The organism is Butyrivibrio sp. AE3003 (assembly GCF_000686065.1).
Lineage (GTDB): Bacteria > Bacillota > Clostridia > Lachnospirales > Lachnospiraceae > Butyrivibrio > Butyrivibrio hungatei_A.
Genome location: NZ_JMLX01000001.1, coordinates 1852992 through 1869798, shown reverse-complemented (window position 1 = coordinate 1869798; position 16807 = coordinate 1852992). Strand labels below are relative to the sequence as shown.

Sequence of the window (16807 nt, the reverse complement as noted above, 5' to 3'; positions counted from 1 at the left end):
AAAAGAGTAAAAGATGAGTAACAGCGAGCAGCAGGCAAGGGAGCAGATTTTGAACCTTGTTGCGGATTATTATAACCGCTTTTTGAAAAAAGATAACGACAGTTTCACCGAGGGAGACAGAATTCCTTATTCGGGAAGGGTTTTTTGATGAGAAGGAAGTTATAAATCTTGTGGATTCTTCACTTGATTTTTGGCTTACCGCAGGAAGATACACCGATGAATTTGAAAAGAGATTTGCGGAGCTTTTGAATGTAAGATTCGCAAGCCTTGTAAACAGCGGATCTTCAGCCAATCTTATTGCTTTTATGGCACTTACGGCACATGAACTCGGTGACAGACAGATAAAGAGAGGCGACGAAGTAATTACCGTTGCCTGTGGATTCCCCACAACGGTCGCACCTATCATGCAGTACGGCGCAGTACCTGTATTTGTTGATGTTACCGTTCCTCAGTACAATATTGACGTTACGATGCTTGAAGAGGCGCTCAGTCCTAAGACAAAAGCAGTAATGATCGCACATACACTTGGTAATCCGTTTGATCTCAAGGCAGTAAGAGAGTTCTGCGATAAGCACGGACTCTGGCTTGTTGAGGATAACTGTGATGCGCTCGGTTCTGAGTATACTATTGACGGAAAGACAGCATTTACGGGAACATGGGGCGATATAGGAACATCAAGTTTCTATCCTCCGCACCACATCACGATGGGTGAAGGCGGATGTGTATATACGGACAATGCTCTTCTTCACAGACTTGTTAGAAGTTACAGGGATTGGGGGCGCGATTGTATCTGTCCTCCCGGAAAAGATAATTTCTGCGGTCACAGATTTGATGGTAAGTTTGGTGAACTTCCCGTCGGATACGATCACAAGTATGTTTACAGCCATCTCGGATATAACCTTAAGGCTACAGATATGCAGGCGGCAGTCGGATGCGCGCAGCTTGATAAACTCATCGGTTTTGCCGATGCCAGAAGAAAGAACTGGAAGAGCCTTTATGAGAAGCTTGAGTGTCTTAAAGACGTTCTTATTCTTCCCGAGCCCGCTGAGAACAGCAATCCTTCATGGTTTGGATTTATCATGGGCGTAAAAGAGGGAGCTAAGGACGGAAACGGCAACGAACTTACAAGAAATGCCATTACCAAGGCTCTTGAGGATAACAACATTCAGACAAGACTTCTCTTTAGCGGAAATGTCACAAAGCATCCTTGCTTCGATGAGTTCGTTTGCAAGAAGAGTGTGGATGATACCGGCGATTACAGAGTTGTCGGAGATCTGTCCGTGACAGATTATGTTATGAACAATGCGTTCTGGATCGGAGTATATCCGGGACTTAACGATGACAAGATCGAGTTCATGGCAAACGTGATAAAGAAAGCTTGCGGGAAAGCGTAATAAATATGAAAAATAATGGTAAGATTGCCATAGTGACAGGTGCCTTTGGATTTGCGGGAGCTAATCTGACAGAGCACCTGTTAGATTATGGGTATAAAGTTTATGCGATAGGAAGAAAAGGCTCATCTCACAATGACAGGTTTTCTGAGGGCGAGTCTTTGAAAAAAGTGCTCATCGATATGGAAGACTACGACAAAATATGCGGTTATATCGATGACGATGATATAAGAGGTGCGGAAGCGATAGCTCTTTTCCATCTGTCATGGGGAGGGGCAAGAGACGATTTTGATGCTCAGAGGCGGAATATAGACGCATCTCTGCTTCTGCTTGATTCTGCCTGCGATATTAAAGATAAATGCCTTAAAAGCAAAAATATGGACGTTTCGATAAGGGTAATCGGCATAGGGTCACAGGCTGAGTACGGAGTTAAGAGCGGACCCATAACGGAAGATCTTCCGCTTGAGCCGTTTACAGCCTACGGAAGTTGCAAGGCAGCAGCTTATTATCTGACTGAGTCAAAAGCAAGGATCCTTGGAATCGACTTTATCTGGGGAAGAATATTCAGTCTTATCGGAAAATATGAACCCTCAGGCAGAATGCTTCCCGATGTTGTAAGGAAACTTGCGGCGGGAGAGGGAGTAAGTCTCAGTTCCTGCGAGCAGTACTGGGATTATCTCGATGCGGGAGATGCCGCGGATGCGATAATAGCTCTTTTTGAAAAAGGAGTGACCGGAGAGGTCTATAATATCGCAAACGGTGACTGTGACAGATTAATGAATTTCGTAAAAAGAGCCGCAAAGTGTGTCGGAGCGGATGAGAGCCTAATTAGCTACGGCAACAGAGCCAATCCTTTTGTTTCACTTGAAGTCTCAGGTGAAAAGATAAAAAAAGACACGGGCTGGGAGCCTAAAGTCAGCTTTGAAGAGTCAATAAAATATTATCGATAGACAAAACACTTTATAACGTCATCGCGCTTGACATTATTTTTTGCAAAAGATACCATAAATGTAAGTATAAGGTGATCCGCGGTGTTCGCAAAAAGTAGCAGGGGTGGGGAATAAAATGTATGAAAAGCTGACGGAACTTATAGCGACAGGCGACTATAAGGAAGCGTTATACGAATTTCAGGAAGAATATTTACATATTGGTGAAAAAGAGCCGAAGGACGCAGCTAAGCTGTGTCTTTTGGAGGCTTCTCTATGGGAAGCGCTCGCAGACTCAACGGCTGAATATGATGCAATAGCTCGAGGAATTGCCTATGACGGGGGCAACTACGAGCTTTTTTATATGCTCGGATTATATTATGCAGACATCAATGTCAACCTGTCGTACCTTACTCTGGAAACGGCTTTGATGTACTGCGATGATGAAAATGACAGTGAAGTCATTAAGGAGGCAATGAGGGGGCTTGAGCAGAGCCGTACGCTCAGAGTCAGGAAGCTCAGCTTTATGATATTGTCGCACAATGATCTGGATCTTTTGAAAAGATGTATTGACTCGATTGAAAAACATGTGCCTAAGGGGGCATATGAGATCGTGGTTGTGGATAACGCATCTACGGAAGACGGAGTAAAGGAGTATCTCAAAGAAAAGGCAAAGAGCGTAAGTTACAGGTTCAAGCTTATTCTCAACGATGAGAACGCAGGATTCCCAAAAGGTTGCAACATAGGTAGTGTGTGTTGTGACAGGAACAATGACATTTTCTATCTTAATAACGATGCTATCCTTACACAGAATGCAGTGCTTTTCATGAGAATGGGGCTTTATGGCAACAGAAATGTCGGTGCTGTCAGTGCACTTTCAAACAGTGCGTCACTTCAGGAAGTAACTCCTGAGGAACTGTCCGGATATGCGGGAGAGGAACTTGGCGAGCTCTGGCACAGGAAACTTGGAGTTGACAGAAGTGTCAAGATATTTGAAAGCTATGCCGCTGCGCATTCTTATCCCGTGAAGAGGGCATATATCAAGAGGTTCAGGCTTACGGGATTTGCGATGATGCTGTCAAGAGAGGCTGTAAGGTGCGTTGCGGAGGATTATAAAGTTTTTGACGAGCGTTTTTCTCCGGGATATTTCGAAGACGACGATCTTGGAATCAGACTTGCCAGGGCAGGTTTTATACAGTATGTCTGCAAGAATGCTTTTATTTATCACAATGGCGGAACCGGTTTTGCCCAGAATGAGAATGCCATGACCGAGAGCAGGAACAAGTTTATAGATAAATGGGGATTTGATATCTGGGGTTATTCGCTTCCGTGGTTTGAGGCAGCAGATAGTGTTATAGATCTTTATTCAAAGCAAAAAGAGGGCCTTAGAATTCTTGATTTTACCTGCGGTTTTGGAGCAAATGCATCATACATAAAGAGCAGCTGTCCCGATACTTTTATAGCCGGTGTGTGCGCTAACTCATTTGAGGCCGGAATAGCGGGACTTATCGCCGATGACGTTGCGTTCGGAGATGTGAATACCATGAGGCTTCCGTGGGCAGAGAGGTCCTTTGACATAGTAATAGCCGAGAGAAAGCATGTTTGCATCGGTCAGATTATGAGATACCTTAAGGCTGACGGTCTTTTCCTCAGTGAGAAGATAAATAACGGGAACGACGAGATGATGGATATCATAAAGTCCAATGCGGATGCGGGATTTGATTCAGAACGTCTGGATAAATTGCTCAGCGAGTGATGTTCAGGCTTTTATGATAAAAAAGATTATGAGGTGAGTGTGCATGAATTGCCCTAATTGTAAAAGAGTTTTGCCGGATAATATTAACCTGAGAATAAATTTCTGCCCGATGTGCGGAAAGAAGCTTTTTGAAGACGGAAAGGACTATCTGATACAGATTGCGTGCGTTGGACACAGGAGCACGGACGGAAATGTAATGATGGTCTTTCTTGACGAGAAACAGCTGTATGAGGTGAAAGCGGGAGAAACAATATGTTTTGCGGTTAAGGCGGGATTCCATGCGCTTAAGTTCAGACAAAAGATAAGGAGCAAGAATATCACGCTTTTGGTTAACTCGGGATATGCGATAAAAGCGGCCTACAATACGGTATCGGGGCTTATTGAGACCAATGTCGTTAAATTTGACGACGATGACGAGGAAACATCCGAGAGAAGGATCAGAGAAGCCGATCTTACGGCGCCTGTTATGGAGTCTGAGACGGGCGCACGCGGCTTTGATTCGGTTCTTGGGGTTGATGACCCGGAATATGAGGTAAAGGCTACTGAAGGCTTTAAAGAAGGCATACTCAGTATCTACTCGGAACGCCTTGAATTCAAGGGGAATAATGATATGGCCAAGGAGGTCATTGATTTTAAAAATATAGTCTCGGTGAAAAAGAAAATGGGTACGATTGATATTTTGTGTGACGGAAATATTCACAAAATATACAGTATTCCGAAAGATATATACAACGAGGTTATGTCATTTTTAAACAATAGAATTGAAGATGTGCGTGGAATATAGGGTTCCGGCTATTTTATACAACAGAAAAACATTAAAAAATTTACGACAAATAGTACTTGCGTACTATTTGTTTTTTCGTATAATAATATATAGAAATCCTAGGCAATATCGGAAGATTTTGGAGGGGGTGAACGGGAAAAAGTCTCATATTTTAACAATAAAATGTGATAAATGTGTGAACACTTTCGCAAAAAAATGTTTCCTCCTACAATTTCGTTAAATTGCCGAAAAAGTGTCGTTATTCTTAAGAAAATTTTAGCAGGTAATTTTCTTAAAAGGGAATGACGAAATAACGTCTATGTGATAGACTAGGGGATGCAAAAGAAAAGAGACGCAAAAGAGAAAAGATTTAGGAGGTTATGCAACATGACAAAAGCTGAAATTTTGAAGAAGGAAATTCTTCTGCAGTATAAGAGCGTAAGACAGTTTGCTATAGATATGTCTATACCATACAGCACATTGGTTACAGCACTTGATAGAGGAATTGAGGGAATGGCATACGGAACAGTTATCAAAATGTGCGATCGTTTGAATCTTAACCCTGTTGATTTTTCAACACTTGAGCAGGGTGCAGATCTTGGAAAGAAGATCGTTGAGAACCGTGTAATGCAGCAGTATGTTAAGCTTAACAAAGCGGGACGTAAGAAGATTCTTGATATGATGGGTGATTTTTCACAGTTAGACAAATATCAGGCTGACTGATACGGACTTAAACAAAAAATTAATAAGCGGGACAGAGAAGACAAAATCTTCTTTGTCTCGTTTTTCATTTTCAAAGAAAAGAGTTGAAGATCAACTCTTTATTTGTGCCAAAAGCCGATAGAGGGTATAATAGGGGAATATCAGAGAAAGGAAAAGCATGAGCTAAGTGAATATCATGCAATCGGGGATATGAAATACGATTATTTGGTAGTTGGGGCCGGACTTTTTGGTGCGGTTTTTCGCACATGAGATGGCGACTAAGGGCAAAGATGTGCTTGTGATAGACAGAAGAGAGCATATCGGCGGAAATATCTATACAGAGAATAAACTTGGAATAAATGTGCATAAATACGGAGCGCATATTTTCCACACATCGGACAAAGAGGTTTGGGAATATGTGAACAGATTTGCGGAGTTCAATAACTATATCAACAGTCCTGTCGCTGTTTACGGAGATGAGCTCTACAATCTTCCCTTTAACATGAATACTTTCAGCAAAATGTGGGGGATAAAGACTCCTGATGAAGCTAAAGAGATCATAGATAAGCAGGCAAAAGAAGAGATTGCAAGGATAAATAAGGAAAAGGGAACAGATTCTTTTTCTGCCGATAATCTCGAAGAGCAGGCGCTCAGCCTTGCGGGAAGAGATATCTATGAGAAACTTGTTAAGGGCTATACCGAGAAGCAGTGGGGAAGAGACTGTAAGGAACTTCCTGCGTTCATTATAAGACGACTTCCAATGAGATTTATTTACGACAATAATTATTTTAATGACAGATATCAGGGTATTCCTATCGGCGGATATACGGAACTTGTTTCCAAACTCCTTCTTCTCAGCGCAGATTCTGAGAAGGTTTCCGGAACCATAACGGTAAAGACATCCGTTGATTACTATGATTTTGTGAATATGAGCGGAAATGTTCCTGCTGAGCCTTACGCTTCAGTAACAGGCGACAGCTTTGACAAGATCCTCTTTACCGGAATGATAGACGAATTCTTTGGATACAAGCTTGGAACTCTTGAGTATAGGTCGCTCAGATTTGAGACAGAGGAACTTCCCGATGTTGATAATTATCAGGGAAATGCTGTTGTAAACTATACTGAGCGTGAGATTCCTTTTACCAGAATAATCGAGCACAAGCATTTTGAATACGGAACGGGAAAAGGAACGGTTATCACAAGGGAGTATCCGGCAGAATGGAAGCACGGCGATGAGCCTTACTATCCGATGAATGATGATAAGAATAATGAGCTCTTTAAGAAATATACCGAGCTTTCAAAAGAGTTTCCCAATATCCTCTTTGGAGGAAGGCTTGGCCAGTATAAGTATTACAATATGGATCAGGTAATAAGGGAAGCGCTTAACCTTAGTGCAGAGAATGCATAAATAATGCGTAAAGCAGAAGCAGCCCGCCGTTTGGCGAGCTGCTTCTCTATATTAAACAGGCTTCAACAATAATTGTTGAACATCATGCCTGAATACTCACTTGTGATGTACGGTGAAGCCACGTTTTCTTTGTTGTCGGGGTTCTTATAATTAACGACAGGCCTGTCAACGTACTTCATAGGATTTACCGAGATCTCTTTTGCCATCGAAAGAAGTGATTCCGAGAATTTCTTGATGGGCTCAAGTGCGTCGGTGTTATTGCTTGTTGTGACAGCTTCCTTGAGTGTGTCCGTATCTATTGATATTACACCGTCTCCTTCGAGCTTGATTCCGAGTGCTTCGGTATCTTTTATGTGCTGGCGCGCAATCGATATTGCTTCAGACCTGAGCTTGTCGCCTTTGTACTTGGCGTCGTGTTCCTGTGCAGCGTCGTTTACAAAACTGTTGTAGTTGTTGATGAGGGCGGTTATATGGTTTACAAGCGCCTCGTTATCTTTTTTGACACCGACATGTATCGAATCTCCGGGCTCTGTGACACCGTTTAAGTGGATGTCAAACTTGGAGCCGACTGTGAAGTGATTTGAAATGGCTGTTTTCTCGTCGCCGTTTAACGCAAAGTGCGCATTGGAAGCGGGAGCGGAAACCATATCAAGTCCGAGAGCGGCAACAGCACCGCTTTTGAGTTCTCCGTCAGTCTCATATATCTCAAACTGGCTGAGTTCTCCGGGGTGGAGACCGGTGTGTTTGGATGAGATCTGAAGCGCAGAGCGGTTATTGGTTCCCTCTAATATTTCGGCTGAAAGACCTATGTCGGCCTTATTTATCAGCTTTTCAAGTTTCTGTAGTACATCTATATTCTTGTCGGCACCGTAAATGCTGAACTGGAATTCAAATTCCTGCTCGCCGACTTTTACATCAAATGAATAATTGTCGGGAGGAAGTACGCTTGATGAATCCGTTGAAAGCATAAGTCCCGTATTTACCTGCTGCGAAGCGAGCTGTGATACTTCGATATCAAAACCTGCCGTTCCGACATCTTCGTTCGGAGTCTTGCCGATGTATGAAGCAACTACCGTATCCGGATCTGTCGAGAAAGCGGAAGTGTGATTCAGGGAAGATTTATCTTCCTGATCGCTAAGGTTAAAGATACTGTTCTGAAGCTGTCTTGCACGCTCTTTTATATCTATTGCGTCAATACGCACATCGTCATCATTTGAAAGTAAATAAAGAGGGGAGTTTTTGTTTATTTTTGCAATCGACTTATACACATCCCTAAGCTCATCCTTACGATGTGCGTCGGCCTGTGTAACATCTTTTGACACGTAGTCCTGTATGAAATGGTTGTAAACACCATTTAGAGATATTCCTGCCATTCGATGCCCCTCCTTTCTTCCTTGATATACGTGCGGTATAATGATTCTGTCATTCCATTGACATCAGACGCACGAGGGCATACTTAGCCACCTTTAGTTACTTACATTTTATATATTATTGTGCAAATGTCAATCGTTTTTTAGTGAAAAAATAGTGAAAAGCGATGATTTAATGGAATATTAATACTATAATAATTTTGTTTTTCTTTTTATCTGAAAATACTAATTTGGGAATAGGAAACATAGTATGTGGACTGTCGATCTTATCGGATTCATTCTGTGCGCGGCCGCAGTAATTCTAATGGCTGCAAATTTTTCATACAGATATAAGGAGAATATGGCAAGTACGCTTCCTGTAGCATATGCGGCTCTGGGGCTTACCATGTATGTTCTTGCCATCATTGGCGCGCTGCGCGGCGTGTTTGTTGAGGCTTCTCTGTATATAGTGCTGAGCGTTATTTCTTTTTTTATGGATAAAAAGAAAAACGCTGAGAGCAAAAGGCTTGAGGCACTTGGGAAAAGTATCTTATCTCCCGAAGTTATCGGACTTGTCGTGACTTCTGTGATAGTGGGCTTTCTAACGTCGGGACTTGCTTTTTCGTGGTGGGATGACATTAATTTCTGGTCACAGGATGCCAAGCAGATTTTTTATCTGAACGGATTTGCGGGAAAGTATGGCAATGTATCGCCTGAGTTTGGTGATTATCCGCCCGCGGGCTCATTGTATAAGTGCCTGTTTCTTTTTACGGGACTTGGTAAGTACAGAGAAAACCTGCAGTTTCTCGGATATTTCGTGACCAATACAATATTCATGATGCCTCTTTTTGGAGTTGTGAAGAAAGCGGCGGATAAGTTCTCTGGGGCAAAAAGGAATGCGCTTACGGTGTTTTGTTTTGCGTCGATGATTCTTTTCCCCGGAATATTCAACGGAATAATCTACTACGGAACTCCTGCGGATGTGACGATGGGAATCATTTACGGGGCGCTTCTTCTGACACTTTGGAGCGGCAGACGCGGAAATGAGAATTTGAATAATGAAGAATTTTATTATATAAAGATTTTTTTGTACGCATCGGTTCTTCTTTTGACAAAATCGGTCGGAGCAGAGTGGGCGGCATTTGCGTTCGTGTTCGGAATTGTTTTTGGGCAAAAGAATATGCGAAAGTACATTGCTTCCGGAGTCGCAAGTTTTATAGTCTACGGCTCCTGGCTTGGATTTTGTTTCATCAACAGAAGAGTTGCCAAGTTGACAGGAGCGGGAATACGCCTTGCAACTTCCGGCGATTACGTGGCTCCTGCGAATACTATGGACAAAGCAGGCTTTTTTATGAAGGGCTTCTGGCTTCTTCCGATGCATGGAGACAGCAATCTTACGATAGATGTTTCGGCGGGCGCAATGCTGACTTTGATGGGATTGTTTTTGACATTTCTTTTTTATAAAAAAGCAGCGGATAAAAAAGATATTGTGAAGCTTGCGATTTTTACCGCGACTACGGCACTTTTGGCTTACGGGATCATCTTTTTGGCACATATATCAATCTTTCAGACTGAAGATCAGTACCTTGATGCCTATGCGATGTCGCTTTCGATTGCCAGATACGGCTGTCCTTTTATGCTTGGCGGGGTGTATCTTTTGGCCGGGGTATTGTATAATGGTGCGGGTAAATTTAAAAAATCAAAGATATTTGCGCTTGCATTTCTTGTGTTTGTCTTTGTGACAGCGGACTACAAGGGATTTCTCTTTTATATAAACGGCTACAGAGATGTGGCGGAGGAAAACAGGGTTTATATAGAGGACATGATCGGTGAAAAAGGAAAACTCCTTGTGGATAACGTGACGGCGGATAAGGAATTGCAGGGCAAGAGAATTCTGGTTATGCGCGACGGACATTCTTCGTACTGGGTCCACAATGCATATATTAACAAGGAGGCATCACCTGTCGCCCTTGTCTATGACGGTTTTATGACTGAATCCGATGATACGGCGTCGATTGGTGATAAACTGCTTGCGAGTCATGCTTCATATTTATACATTGAAGATGATGATGAAATCTCAAAAGATCTTTTCTTACCTCTTTTAAAAGAAGGAAGTAAGTTCGAAAGTTGTAAAATATACAAAATAATAAACAGTGGAAGGGGAGTAACTCTTGAGTAAAGGTGCTGTTCCTATTGTCATTCCGGCATATGAGCCGGGAGAAGAACTTATCAGATTGGTAAAAGAGCTTGTCGAAACAACGACAGAGCCTGTGATCGTGGTTGATGACGGCTCAGATCCCGCAAAATACGGGCACACTTTTGATGAGGTCAGAAAGCTCGGTGCTGTGACCTTGAGAAATGCCGTTAATATGGGAAAGGGAAGGGCACTCAAGGAGGCGTTTAATCATTGCATCAATGAGTATGACAATCTTGTCGGTGTTGTTACCGCGGATTCCGACGGGCAGCACTCTGTAAAAGATATCTGCAAGTGCGGTGAAGTTCTGGCGGATAACATCAAGTCGCTCATTCTCGGTGTGAGAGATTTCGGAAAGCCCGGAATTCCTGCAAGAAGTGTGTTTGGAAATAAGACAACAAGCCGTGTCATGAATCTTCTTCTTGGACTTAAGATAAGCGATACGCAGACCGGACTTCGCGGAATCGGCGTGGATTTTATGAAATATCTTTTGACCGAAAAAGGGGAGCGCTTTGAGTTTGAGACAAATATGCTCATAGCCACAAAAGAAAAGGATATCAGCATAATTGAAGTTCCCGTGGATACAATATATCTTGAGGAGAATAAGTCCAGCCACTTTAATCCGTTGCTTGATTCGCTCAGGATTTATGCGGTTTTCTTTAAGTTCCTGCTTTCGTCCGTTTCATCATGCCTTCTGGACATGGTGCTTTTTGGATTCTTCTGCACGGTGCTTGTGAATGCGCCTGTGAATATGGGGTATATCATGCTTTCTACGATATTGGCGAGAATAATCTCGGCGACATATAATTTCTTCATTAATTATGAAATTGTTTTTTCGGGAGAAAAAGAAAAATCGAAAGCCGCGATTTCTTATTTTGCGCTGGCAGTAGCAATCATGCTGCTTAGCGGATTTTTTGTTACGCTCGGACACAGTATCATGCCTATGATCCCCGAAGTGTGCATAAAGATCGCTGTCGATGGCATGCTTTTTCTTATCAGCTTCTATGTGCAGAGAGAGTTTGTCTATAAATGAAAAAATTCGTTGACGAAGGTATGCCTGTATGATATATTGAGTAGGCGACAAAAGATTTATGTCTTTTTTTTATGCTTAAAAATAAGTTATTTAAGTATTGTTTATTAAACGACTATTACGCCCGGAGGTGAGATAATGCGTACAAGAATTACATTGGCTTGCACAGAGTGCAAAAATCGTAACTATGACACAACAAAGGATAAGAAGACACATCCTGATCGTGTTGAGATGAAGAAGTATTGCCCTTTCTGCAAAGCTCATACTTTACATAAAGAGACAAAGTAATTTTCATCCTTGTATAGGAGGTAGACTGCGGGTATGGAAGAGACCAAGGTAGTAGAGAACAAGTCCAAAACTTCAAATAAATCCGGCAAGTCATTCATTGACAAGATTAGAGGATTTTTTGAAGGCGTAAAAGCGGAAATTGGCAAGATTATCTGGCTTACAAAAGATGATGTTGTTAAGCAGACAACCGCAGTTGTGGTTGCTTCTATTGTTTGCTGTATCTTGATAGCTGTATTGGACTATGCGTTTGAAGAAGGCATTAATCTTTTAATGTCTGTTTCTAAATAATAAGGAGATAATATGTCAGAAGAGATGGAAAAGTCTTTTGAATCTGATGAGGTATTATCAGATTCAACCGCTTCCGCAGACAATGAGGCAGCGGCTGAAACACAGAGTACTGATACGAACGAAAACGCTCATTGGTATGTTGTGCACACATATTCCGGATACGAGAAGAAGGTTAAGGATAACCTTGAGAGTGCCATCATTAACAGACATCTTGAGAATCAGATCTTTGAAGTAAGGATCCCTCTTCAGGATGTAGTTGAAGTTAAGAATGGCGTTCGCAAGAACGTTCAGAGAAAGATGTTCCCCGGCTATGTCCTTGTGAACATGGATATGAACGATGAGACATGGTATGTAGTGCGTAACACACGTGGTGTTACCGGTTTCGTAGGTCCCGGAAGCAAGCCGGTTCCTCTTACAGATGCTGAGATCAAGCCTCTCGGAATCAAGACAGATACAGTTTCTGTTGATTTCGGTGTTGGTGATGAGATTGCAGTTGTAGCCGGAGTTTGGAAGGATACAGCGGGTGTTGTTCAGAGAATGGATTTTGGTAAGCAGACAGCTACCATTAACGTAGATCTCTTTGGACGTGAGACACCTGTAGAAATCAGTTTCGCTGAAGTAAGAAGAATTGACAGCTGATTTGTATAGCAGATCATTTATTTTTTGATATTTAAGTGCGAGAGCGCTTGGATATATAGCCCTGTTTGGGGCATGTCACTGGAGTGGGAGCATCGTTTCCAGGAGATGATGCGCCGACCACATATTTTCAGGAGGTGCCAAAATGGCAAAGAAAGTCGAAGGATACATTAAGTTACAGATCCAGGCTGGTAAAGCAACACCAGCACCACCGGTTGGACCCGCACTTGGTCAGCACGGTGTAAACATCGGTGAATTCACAAAGCAGTTTAACGCACGTACAGCAGACAAGGGTGACGTTATCATCCCTGTAGTTATCACTGTATATGCAGACAGAAGTTTCACATTCATCACAAAGACTCCACCTGCAGCAGTTCTTCTTAAGAAAGCTGCTAAGATCCAGAAGGGTTCAGGAGTTCCTAACAAGACTAAGGTTGCAACTATTTCTAAGGAAGAAGTTAGAAAGATTGCAGAGACAAAGATGCCTGACCTTAATGCTGTTGATATCGAGGCTGCTATGAGCATGATCGCTGGAACAGCACGTAGTATGGGAATCGTAGTAGAAGACTGATGGAGGATGAGAGATGAAACACGGAAAGAAATACTTAGAAGCTGCTAAGCTTATTGATAAGACACAGCAGTATGAAGCCGCTGATGCAATAGCTCTTGTTAAGAAATCAGCAACTGCTAAATTTGATGAAACTGTAGAAGTTCATATCAAGACAGGTTGTGACAGCCGTCACGCTGATCAGCAGATCAGAGGCGCTGTTGTTCTTCCTAACGGAACAGGTAAGACTGTTAAGGTTCTTGTATTTGCTAAGGGAACAAAGCTTGACGAGGCTCAGGCTGCCGGAGCAGATTTCGTTGGTGGAGAGGAACTTATTCCTAAGATCCAGAACGAAGGATGGCTTGATTTCGACGTTGTAGTTGCTACACCTGATATGATGGGTGTTGTAGGACGTCTCGGTAAGGTTCTCGGACCTAAGGGTCTCATGCCTAACCCTAAGGCAGGCACAGTTACTATGGATGTAACTAAGGCTGTTAATGATATCAAAGCCGGTAAGATCGAGTACAGACTTGATAAGGCTAACATCATTCATGTTCCTGTTGGAAAGGCTTCTTTCTCAGAGGAACAGCTTGAGCAGAACTTCAACGCACTTATGGATGCAATTGCAAAGGCTAAGCCTTCATCCGTAAAGGGTCAGTACCTCAAGAGCATCACTCTTGCAACAACAATGGGCCCCGGCGTAAAGGTTGTAGCAAACAAGTATTGATAAACATACTGAATACATTAAAGAACGAGTCTGAGGACTCGTTCTTTTTTTGAGCAGAGCACTTGGCTGAGAGAACCTGCCGAGGTTTTTTTCGAGGCTAGTGCGAGCCATGGCGAGCTTAGTGAGAATCCCAGACTTTTCGATATTTTGCTCTCACAATATATTGTGGTATACTCTTTGTTATGAAACAACATTTTGCTAAAAACACAAAAACTTTAAGAAATGCATCGTTCGCATTTGCGGCAACATTCCTGATTGTGGTATTTAGTGGGATTTTTGTAATCGGAATAGTTGCTTTATTCGACGGATCGTCGAGTGATACCGAGAGTATTCTTTCGGTATGGGATGTTATACCCGAAGCAGGTCAGGCAAAAAATGCTGCAATTGCCGGAGATGAAAATGCAGGAAATGCTGCAGAAGTATACGAAGGCGATGAAGCATATTCGTATTCTATAAAGACAAAAGACAAGGATGCTGTGACTATCGGCTTTGCGGGAGATATTCTCTTTGACGACAATTACGCAGTCGGAGAAGCTTTCAAGAAACATGGGGATTCTGTGAGAGGTGTTTTTTGGAAAAAAGCTTCTTTCCGAGATGAGAAATGTTGATCTTATGCTCGTCAATAATGAGTTCCCTTATTCGTACGGCGGCGAGCCGCTTCAGGGAAAAACTTATACATTCAGGGCAAGGCCTGAGACAACAAAAGTTTTGAATGAGATGGGCGTTGATATGGTATCGCTTGCAAATAATCATGCATATGATTATGGCGAGCAGGCTCTTTTGGACTCTTTTACAGCGCTTCATGACGCGGGAGTTATCTATGGCGGAGCGGGAAAAAATATTGATGAAGCTTCGCATCCCATATATTATCTGACTGAGAACGGAATGAAGATAGCAATTATCTGCGCAACGCAGATCGAGAGACTTTCTAATCCCGATACGAAGGGTGCAACGGGGGAGTCTCCCGGAGTTTTCAGATGTCTTGATGATTCTCTTTTACTTGAAAGAATCAGAGAAGCAAGAGAGAAGAATGCATTTGTTGTCGTGTTTATACATTGGGGAACGGAGAGCACAACGGAAATAGACTATCTTCAGAGAGATCAGGCAATAGAGATTGCAGATGCGGGAGCTAATCTTATAATCGGATCTCATCCCCATATACTTCAACCGATCGACTATGTAAACGGTGTTCCGGTTGTGTACAGTTTGGGAAATTACATTTTTACTTCCAAAACGCAGGATACATGCATGGTGAAGGCCACAATTCATAATGACGGAAACGTCAATCTTCAGTTTATCCCCGGAATTCAGCAGGGGTGTACGGTCTTTGCGGCAAGCGGAGAGGAGAAGAGACGTATCATGGATTCGATGTGTTCGATGTCGCCCGGAATAAATATGGATGCAAAAGGTAATATCAGTCCCAAATAAGTGTTGACAATACGGCTTATCTGTGTTAAATTATATGAGGTTTTGTGTAGAAAAGCAGAACTAAGCCGAAGACAGCAGGTGTTCTATTTATAGAACATAATGTTTATCAAGCGCCTGCCGAGGAAAAGTTAAAGTTTCAGACTTTTCAACTCTCGATGTCTTCGAGAGTTTTTTTTTCGGAATTTATTCTAAAAGGAGGTAAAAAAATGGCAAAGGTTGAACTTAAAAAGCCTGTAGTTGAAGAGATTTCAGAGAAGATCAAAGATGCTCAGGCAGTTGTTCTTGTAGATCACCGCGGACTTACTGTTGCGCAGGATACAGAACTTCGTAAGAAGCTTCGTGAAGAAGGCGTAACTTACAAGGTTTATAAGAACACAATGATGAACTTCGCGTTCAAGGGAACAGATTTCGAGCAGCTTGGAGATCTCCTCAACGGACCTAGTGCAATGGCTGTATCTACAACAGATCCTGCAGCACCTGCACGTGTCCTTTATGATTTCGCTAAGCAGGCTAAGGCCCTTGAGATTAAGGGTGGTGTTATAGAAGGTAAATTCTATGACGCAGCAGCAATGACAGAAATCGCTGAGATCCCTTCAAAGGATGTTCTTCTTTCAAAGTTGCTTGGCTCTATGCAGTCACCTATCACAAACTTCGCTCGCGTTATCAAGCAGATCGCAGAGAAGGGTGGCGAGGAAGCTCCTGCAACAGAGGAAGCTGCTCCGGCTGAAACAGCTGAAGCACCCGCAGCTGAGGAAGCTGCAGCTGAAGCACCTGCAGCAGAGTAATCTGTGCAAGGCTTCGTAAAAAACGAAACATATAATATTTATGAATAAAACTATACGGAGGTATAAAAATGGCAAAGTTGTCTACAGCAGAAATTATTGATGCTATCAAAGAGTTAACAGTTCTTGAATTAAATGATCTTGTAAAGGCTTGCGAGGAAGAGTTCGGTGTATCTGCAGCAGCTGGAGTAGTAGTTGCAGCAGCAGGCGCTGGCGCAGCAGGTGCTGAAGAGAAGACTGAGTTCAACGTTGAGCTTACAGAGGTTGGTGCTAACAAGGTTAAGGTTATCAAGGTTGTTCGTGAGATCACAGGTCTTGGACTTAAGGAAGCAAAGGATCTCGTAGAGGGCGCTCCTAAGGTAATCAAGGAGAACGCTTCAAAGGCTGAGGCTGATGAGATCAAGGCTAAGGTTGAGGCTGAAGGCGCTAAGGTTACTCTTAAGTAATTTAATCTTTATGCAAATTCAAAGGCGGATTGCTATAAGCAGTCCGTCTTTTACTTTCTTTAAATCAGCTCTTTCAGGGTTCTGTTACTGAAGCTGATAATCTTTAGGCTTCATAAAATCTAAATTTTCTAAAATTTCTGAAAGCA

At 42.6% G+C, this 16807-nt stretch carries 16 protein-coding genes, 2 pseudogenes and 1 other annotated feature; of the genes and pseudogenes, 17 read left to right on the top strand and 1 reads right to left on the bottom strand.

The genetic code is table 11. The features are described from left to right. Nucleotides 1-13: 13 nt before the first annotated feature. The 6 genes and pseudogenes from rfbH to glf all read left to right on the top strand — a co-directional run bounded on the left by rfbH (nt 14) and on the right by glf (nt 6946). Nucleotides 14-1394, top strand: a pseudogene (gene rfbH, locus CD00_RS17830) (lipopolysaccharide biosynthesis protein RfbH). Between the two features lie 5 nt (nt 1395-1399). Then, nucleotides 1400-2341 (top strand): NAD-dependent epimerase/dehydratase family protein, encoded by a 942-nt coding sequence (locus CD00_RS0109050; protein ID WP_026655677.1) that lies wholly within the window; start codon nt 1400-1402, stop codon nt 2339-2341. Between the two features lie 115 nt (nt 2342-2456). Continuing rightward, nucleotides 2457-4073: a glycosyltransferase gene (locus CD00_RS0109045; RefSeq protein ID WP_026655676.1), complete on the top strand. Its 1617-nt coding sequence runs from the start codon at nt 2457-2459 to the stop codon at nt 4071-4073. Between the two features lie 43 nt (nt 4074-4116). Then, nucleotides 4117-4857 carry a zinc ribbon domain-containing protein gene (locus tag CD00_RS0109040; RefSeq protein WP_026655674.1) on the top strand — a complete coding sequence of 247 codons (741 nt, stop codon included), beginning with the start codon at nt 4117-4119 and terminating at the stop codon, nt 4855-4857. A gap of 366 nt (nt 4858-5223) precedes the next feature. Then, nucleotides 5224-5559: a hypothetical protein gene (locus tag CD00_RS0109035; protein ID WP_026515661.1), complete on the top strand. Its 336-nt coding sequence runs from the start codon at nt 5224-5226 to the stop codon at nt 5557-5559. 189 nt (nt 5560-5748) lie between these two features. Then, nucleotides 5749-6946: pseudogene (gene glf, locus CD00_RS17825) on the top strand (UDP-galactopyranose mutase). A 62-nt stretch (nt 6947-7008) separates the two neighbouring features. On the opposite strand, the gene fliD reads toward glf, so the two are convergent. Continuing rightward, nucleotides 7009-8319, bottom strand: coding sequence for a flagellar filament capping protein FliD (fliD, locus tag CD00_RS0109025; protein WP_026655673.1), 1311 nt, complete (start codon nt 8317-8319; stop codon nt 7009-7011). Nucleotides 8320-8566: 247 nt separating this feature from the next. Between fliD and CD00_RS0109020 the strand changes: the two genes are divergently transcribed. From CD00_RS0109020 to rplL, 11 genes are all read left to right on the top strand, one after another. Then, entirely contained in the window at nt 8567-10474 is a 1908-nt protein-coding gene (locus tag CD00_RS0109020; protein ID WP_026655672.1) for a hypothetical protein, read from the top strand. Continuing rightward, the gene (locus CD00_RS0109015; protein ID WP_026655671.1) at nt 10467-11522 is read left to right on the top strand and encodes a glycosyltransferase; all 1056 of its coding nucleotides are present in this window, start codon (nt 10467-10469) and stop codon (nt 11520-11522) included. Before CD00_RS0109020 ends, CD00_RS0109015 begins: the two co-directional genes overlap by 8 nt. Before the next feature lie 135 nt (nt 11523-11657). After that, nucleotides 11658-11807, top strand: a complete 150-nt coding sequence (rpmG, locus tag CD00_RS0109010; RefSeq protein WP_026515656.1) for a 50S ribosomal protein L33 — start codon at nt 11658-11660, stop codon at nt 11805-11807. A 33-nt stretch (nt 11808-11840) separates the two neighbouring features. After that, nucleotides 11841-12095 carry a preprotein translocase subunit SecE gene (secE, locus tag CD00_RS0109005; RefSeq protein ID WP_081670766.1) on the top strand — a complete coding sequence of 85 codons (255 nt, stop codon included), beginning with the start codon at nt 11841-11843 and terminating at the stop codon, nt 12093-12095. Nucleotides 12096-12107: 12 nt separating this feature from the next. Further along, a complete protein-coding gene (nusG, locus tag CD00_RS0109000; RefSeq protein ID WP_081670765.1) occupies nt 12108-12734 on the top strand; it encodes a transcription termination/antitermination protein NusG in 627 nt (208 codons plus the stop codon). Nucleotides 12735-12876: 142 nt separating this feature from the next. Next, nucleotides 12877-13302 carry a 50S ribosomal protein L11 gene (gene rplK / locus CD00_RS0108995; RefSeq protein ID WP_026655669.1) on the top strand — a complete coding sequence of 142 codons (426 nt, stop codon included), beginning with the start codon at nt 12877-12879 and terminating at the stop codon, nt 13300-13302. Between the two features lie 13 nt (nt 13303-13315). After that, the gene (gene rplA, locus CD00_RS0108990; protein WP_026515652.1) at nt 13316-14005 is read left to right on the top strand and encodes a 50S ribosomal protein L1; all 690 of its coding nucleotides are present in this window, start codon (nt 13316-13318) and stop codon (nt 14003-14005) included. Between the two features lie 182 nt (nt 14006-14187). Then, nucleotides 14188-14613, top strand: a complete 426-nt coding sequence (locus CD00_RS17820) for a hypothetical protein (RefSeq protein ID WP_034462047.1) — start codon at nt 14188-14190, stop codon at nt 14611-14613. Continuing rightward, the gene (locus CD00_RS17815; protein WP_207640470.1) at nt 14600-15433 is read left to right on the top strand and encodes a CapA family protein; all 834 of its coding nucleotides are present in this window, start codon (nt 14600-14602) and stop codon (nt 15431-15433) included. The genes CD00_RS17820 and CD00_RS17815 overlap by 14 nt, the downstream gene beginning before the upstream one ends. Before the next feature lie 47 nt (nt 15434-15480). Then, nucleotides 15481-15617 (top strand) — a sequence feature (ribosomal protein L10 leader region). Nucleotides 15618-15639: 22 nt separating this feature from the next. Beyond that, nucleotides 15640-16218: a 50S ribosomal protein L10 gene (rplJ, locus tag CD00_RS0108980; protein ID WP_026655667.1), complete on the top strand. Its 579-nt coding sequence runs from the start codon at nt 15640-15642 to the stop codon at nt 16216-16218. 68 nt (nt 16219-16286) lie between these two features. Then, the gene (rplL, locus tag CD00_RS0108975) at nt 16287-16661 is read left to right on the top strand and encodes a 50S ribosomal protein L7/L12 (protein WP_026655666.1); all 375 of its coding nucleotides are present in this window, start codon (nt 16287-16289) and stop codon (nt 16659-16661) included. The last annotated feature ends 146 nt before the right edge of the window (nt 16662-16807 follow it).

Coding starts and splice junctions, on each gene's coding strand:
- CD00_RS0109020 (WP_026655672.1), top strand. CDS start 8,567: ATGTGGACTGTCGATCTTATCGGATTCATTCTGTGCGCGGCCGCAGTA.
- CD00_RS17820 (WP_034462047.1), top strand. CDS start 14,188: ATGAAACAACATTTTGCTAAAAACACAAAAACTTTAAGAAATGCATCG.
- CD00_RS0109040 (WP_026655674.1), top strand. CDS start 4,117: ATGAATTGCCCTAATTGTAAAAGAGTTTTGCCGGATAATATTAACCTG.
- CD00_RS0109045 (WP_026655676.1), top strand. CDS start 2,457: ATGTATGAAAAGCTGACGGAACTTATAGCGACAGGCGACTATAAGGAA.
- CD00_RS0109050 (WP_026655677.1), top strand. CDS start 1,400: ATGAAAAATAATGGTAAGATTGCCATAGTGACAGGTGCCTTTGGATTT.
- CD00_RS17815 (WP_207640470.1), top strand. CDS start 14,600: ATGAGAAATGTTGATCTTATGCTCGTCAATAATGAGTTCCCTTATTCG.
- CD00_RS0109035 (WP_026515661.1), top strand. CDS start 5,224: ATGACAAAAGCTGAAATTTTGAAGAAGGAAATTCTTCTGCAGTATAAG.
- rplA (WP_026515652.1), top strand. CDS start 13,316: ATGAAACACGGAAAGAAATACTTAGAAGCTGCTAAGCTTATTGATAAG.
- rpmG (WP_026515656.1), top strand. CDS start 11,658: ATGCGTACAAGAATTACATTGGCTTGCACAGAGTGCAAAAATCGTAAC.
- rplK (WP_026655669.1), top strand. CDS start 12,877: ATGGCAAAGAAAGTCGAAGGATACATTAAGTTACAGATCCAGGCTGGT.
- fliD (WP_026655673.1), bottom strand. CDS start 8,319: ATGGCAGGAATATCTCTAAATGGTGTTTACAACCATTTCATACAGGAC.
- nusG (WP_081670765.1), top strand. CDS start 12,108: ATGTCAGAAGAGATGGAAAAGTCTTTTGAATCTGATGAGGTATTATCA.
- secE (WP_081670766.1), top strand. CDS start 11,841: ATGGAAGAGACCAAGGTAGTAGAGAACAAGTCCAAAACTTCAAATAAA.
- rplJ (WP_026655667.1), top strand. CDS start 15,640: ATGGCAAAGGTTGAACTTAAAAAGCCTGTAGTTGAAGAGATTTCAGAG.
- rplL (WP_026655666.1), top strand. CDS start 16,287: ATGGCAAAGTTGTCTACAGCAGAAATTATTGATGCTATCAAAGAGTTA.